Consider the following 4004-nt stretch of genomic DNA (forward strand, 5'->3'; position numbering starts at 1 on the left):
GTGACCTCACCGTCCTCGACGAGGTAGACGCCGTCCCGGGTCAGACCGGTCAGTAGCAGGGTGGTGGGGTCGACGGTGCGGATGTACCACAGCGTGGTCAGCAGCAGTCCGCGCTCGGTGGCCGCGACCATCGCCGCCAGATCCTTGCTACCACCGGTCATCAGCAGGTTGTCGGCGGGCACCGCGGGGCTGGTGCCGAACTCGGTGGCCGCCGCCCGCGGATAGGCCAGCGCGGTGATGACGCCGTCCCGGATCCAGTCGACCCGGCCGATATCCATCCCGTTGTCGAACAACGATATTCGCTCCGACCCGGAGGCGGTGTGCACGAACGGCGCGCACTCCAGACCCGGCGCGTGCGGGTCGGAGTAGAGGGTCAGCGGCAGTGCGGTGAGTGTCTCCCCCACCCGGGTCCCGCCTCCGGGGGCCGATAGCGCGGTGCGGCCCTCCTGGGCGCCGCGGCCCTCCATCGACCAGTTCAGGTAGATCATCATGTCCGCCACCGTCGACGGCGGCATCAGCGTCTCGTACCGCCCGGCCGGCAGTTCCACGGACCGCCGCGCCCACGCCAGCCGCCGCGACAGCTCGGCGAGCATCGCCTCGATCGGGACGTCGAGGAACCATGGCGTGCTGATACCGGACCAGGCGCTGGCGCCATCACGTTTGGCGTTGATCTCCACCGATCCGGTCGGCTGCACGAAGCGGCGGCGCACGCCGGTCGAGGTGGCCAGGAACGTCGTCTCCACGATGTGGTGGGCGAACCCGTAGAGGGTGTCGCTGCGGCCGAATCCGACCGACAGCGCACGTGCCACTTCGGCGAACGCCCCCGCGCCGGTTCCCGGGATCGGGTCACCCCAGTCGGCGGGCTCACCGGAGCCGGTGAGCAGCGGTGCGCTGTCGCCGGCCGCCGGGGCGGTGAGGGCGGCGTCTTCGGCGGCGGCCACCAGGGCGGTGATCGCCGCCGGGTCGGCCGCGCTGGACCGCACCGAGCCGACGTGCGCGGAATCGCCATGGCGGACAATCGAAATCACCGCGATGGAGCGGCTGGTAGCAACGCCGTTAGTCGTCATCGAGTTACCCGCCCAGCGCAGTGACGCATCGGAGCGGTCGGTGACGATCACGATGGTCTCGGCGGCGCGGCCGGAGTTGGCGGCGGCGGCCAATGCGAGGTCGACGACGTCCTGGGCGGGGATCATCGACCCCGTCCCGAATTGGCCTCTTCACTGACGTTCATCGGCCCGCCTCCTCACGGGTATTAAGCACGTTCACCTGACGGAACAACGCCGACGGGCAGCCGTGGCTGACCGCCGCCACCTGACCGGGCTGGGCCTTGCCGCAGTTGAACGCCCCGCCGAGCACCCACGTCGACGGCCCGCCGACGGCTTCCATCGAGTTCCAGAAATCGGTGGTGGTGGCCTGATACGCCACATCGCGCACCTGACCGTCGAGCTTGCCGCCGCGGATGCGGTAGAACCGCTGGCCGGTGAACTGAAAGTTGTACCGCTGCATATCGATCGACCAGCTCTTGTCTCCGACGATGTAGATGCCGTCATCAATCCGGCTGATCAGGTCCGCGGTGCTCAGGTCCGCAGCACCGGGCTGCAGCGACACGTTGGGCATCCGCTGGATCGGCACATGATGGGCGGAGTCGGCGTAGGAACACCCGTTGGAGCGGGCCCTGCCGAGCCGTTTGGCGAACACCCGGTCCAGTTGGTAGCCGACGAAGACCCCGTCGCGCACCAGATCCCAGCTCTGCGCGGCCACCCCCTCGGTGTCGTAACCGATGGTGGCCAGACCGTGGTCGACGGTGCGGTCGGCGGTCACCGTCATCACCGGTGAGCCATAGCGCATCACGCCCAGCTTGTCCGGGGTGGCGAATGATGTTCCGGCATAGGCCGCCTCGTAGCCGATGGCCCGGTCGTATTCGGTTGCGTGCCCGATGGATTCGTGGATGGTCAGCCACAGGTTGCTCGGGTCGATCACCAGATCGGTGGGTCCGGCGACCACGCTGGGCGACTTGGTCTTCTCGGCGAGCAGTGTGGGCAGTTCGGCGAGCTCACCACTCCAGTCCCACACGTCATCGCCGGCGACGGCCTCCCAGCCGCGTCCGGTGGGCGGGGCCAGCGTGCGCATGGACTCGAAGGTGCCGGCCGCGGCGTCCACCGCGACGGCCTCCAGCGCGGGCATGATGCGGACCCGCTGCTGGGTGATCGAGGAGCCGAAGGTGTCGGCGTAGTACATCTGCTCCTTGACCGCGGTGACCATCGCCGACACGTGGTCCACGCCATCGGCGGCCAGTAGCCGACCCGAGTACTCGCCGAGCAGGGCGATCTTGTCGGCGGAGGGGATCGCGAACGGGTCGCTCCGGTAGTCCGACACCCAGGTGGCGTCGGAGTAGACCGGTTCGTGGGCCAGTTCGATGCGCTCGGCGTTCAGAGCGGACAGGGTGACCGCGACACCGACGGCATGGCGGGCTGAGTCGGCGGCGATTTCAGGCGTCAGCCCGGCGTGGGAGGCGAAGCCCCAGGTGCCGTCGACGATGACCCGCACCGCCAGACCGATATCGCGATCGAGCACCGCCGACTCCAACTCGCCGTCGCGCAGGTGCACGATCTCGGTGGTGACGGCGTGCACGCGCAGATCGGCATAGCTGGCACCGGCCGCCCGCGCGGCCGACAGGGCCGCATCGGCCAGGCGGTGCAGCGGGAGGGCGAGGAAGTCGTCGTCGATACCGCGCTGGGTCACCGCTCTACCGTAGCCGCGAGCGCGCCGCCGCCCGGGCAGGTCCGGCTGCGGCCGGTTTCGCAGCGGCCTTCGTAGCGCGCACCGGGCTCACCGAGCGCGCGCTGCGCGGCTGTGCCGCAGATGAATTCGGGCTCGCGACGGGCCCGATCGGCCGCTGGTAGCCCGCCTCGACCAGTGGGCGCAGGATCGGGTCCAGCACCGGGTTCAGCAGGGGTGCGAGCGGGCCGGTCAGCTGCACCAGCGGAAGCATCGTGTTGGGCACGAAGACGTAGGTGGTGTTACCGGCGGAGTATCGAATGTTGGCCGGGTCGTTGACGTCGACGGTGAAGTAGTCGGTGTGCACGGTCCGCATACCGACGATCGCATTGATGACAGCCAGCAGGTTGCGGGTGTCGGTGGGCCAGTCCGCCCAGCCGTCATACTGGCGGATCACCTCGGTGCCCTGATACGGCGAATCGGCCGGAATGGGGTCGGGGTCCTTGCCGCCGAAGGTGTTCTCCGGGTTACCGATCGACACCCACGACACCCGGGCGGGATCGGGCGCGGTAGCCGGGTTGGCCGCCCACCCGCGCAGCGCCGAGTAGATGACCTGACCGCCCTGGCTGTGCCCGTACAGGACGATCGGGGTTCGGTCGGCGGGCAGGGCGTCGACGGCCTCATTCAACGTGACAGCACCCCGGTCGTTGAACCTCTGCCCCAGCGGCATGGCGAAGTAGTTCACCGGCTGGCAGTGATTCGGCGCCGCACACAGGTCACCCTGAAGTTGCAGCGGGGTGAAGTGGAACCACGGCTGCAAGCCGACGATCCCGCCCTCGAGGGTCAGAACCGTATCGGCCGATGCGGCCGGCGCCTGACCGGCGACCACTGAAACAGCCAGTGCCGCGGCGGTTGCCGCTATCCGGGCTTTCACAAACCGAGCACCGGAGGCATGGCCGGCGGCGGCATGTCCTCCGGGGGCGGAGCGATCAGCGGTTCATCCACCGGTGGCGCGGGCGGTGGCTCGACCGCGGTCGATTCCGGGGCCGGAGCAGCCGGTGGCGGTGGCGGCGGCATGACCGCTGCGGGAACGATGCCGGCGTTGTTGATCGTGAAACCGCGGCCGGAGGGGTTGGCGGTGCAGGTGACCGACGACGGGTCCACCGTGCAGGTGTAGGGACCCAGTACTGCGGGCTGGCCGTAGCCGAGCGCGGGCACACCGGCTGCGGTGTAGGAGTCGCACGTCTTGCCGAGACCCTCCACCAGATGCAGGCATGGGTCAAGGC

3 protein-coding genes and 1 pseudogene are annotated in these 4004 nt (G+C 69.4%); all 4 read right to left on the reverse strand.

What is annotated here, in order from left to right:
- The coding region (locus ACR2JI_RS05390; protein WP_526388800.1) for a metallopeptidase TldD-related protein at positions 1–1193 on the reverse strand (1193 nt) is incomplete at its 3' end.
- Positions 1194–1227: 34 nt separating this feature from the next.
- A complete protein-coding gene (locus ACR2JI_RS05395; protein WP_526388802.1) occupies positions 1228–2742 on the reverse strand; it encodes a metallopeptidase TldD-related protein in 1515 nt (504 codons plus the stop codon).
- Between the two features lie 4 nt (positions 2743–2746).
- On the reverse strand, positions 2747–3652 hold the full coding sequence (locus ACR2JI_RS05400; protein WP_526388804.1) for a PE-PPE domain-containing protein: 906 nt from the start codon (positions 3650–3652) through the stop codon (positions 2747–2749).
- Positions 3649–4004 (reverse strand): annotated as a pseudogene (locus ACR2JI_RS05405) (hypothetical protein); the annotation flags it as partial. The pseudogene ACR2JI_RS05405 and the gene ACR2JI_RS05400, both read right to left, overlap by 4 nt.

This window comes from Mycobacterium sp. (assembly GCF_051006775.1).
In the GTDB taxonomy this organism is placed as follows: domain Bacteria; phylum Actinomycetota; class Actinomycetes; order Mycobacteriales; family Mycobacteriaceae; genus Mycobacterium.